A 531-nucleotide genomic window follows, 5' to 3' on the forward strand; every position below is an offset into this window, starting at 1 on the left:
TTTGCGTACCGTTTTTGATCGCTATTCAATTCCCCAATCCATTCTTCCATCCACTCCTCAGTATTCTCTAAAATAATCTCTCTGATCTCTGCTTCGGTTTTATCCGCATATTTTGCGTTTCTTTCTTGATAGTCCTTTCGCACGTTTTGCAAAAACTCTTGTTGTTGCTTTGGCGTCAGTTGTAAGCTCAAAGAGAACAAATCTGGCGCCGATCTCGACACAATACGGTCATAGTGCGCTTTCATTTTTTCTCGGTTTTGCTGCAAAAACGCAAGAGTAATATTGTTTGCATTAATATTCTCAAGCTCTTTTAAGTGATCGATATATAACGGTAATTCTTCTTTCTTATGCCAATCTGCTAATAGCAATAGTCGCTCTTCTAACAACGTTTCTTGTTCATCGTTAAGCGATACGTAGTCATCTAAATATTCAATAACAAACCAATCGATGTTGCTATATAGAAACTTTTTCGTACATCCGGCCAGTAAAATAACCAACAAGAACACGAATCCGTATTGAAGAACTTTATTG

At 37.3% G+C, this 531-nt stretch carries 1 protein-coding gene; it reads right to left on the reverse strand.

What is annotated here, in order from left to right:
- Window positions 1-531: DUF6279 family lipoprotein (locus R8O11_RS30925; protein ID WP_318195352.1), on the reverse strand; the 531-nt coding region annotated here is incomplete at both ends.

The sequence above is a fragment of the Vibrio sp. 1288 genome (genome assembly GCF_033344475.1).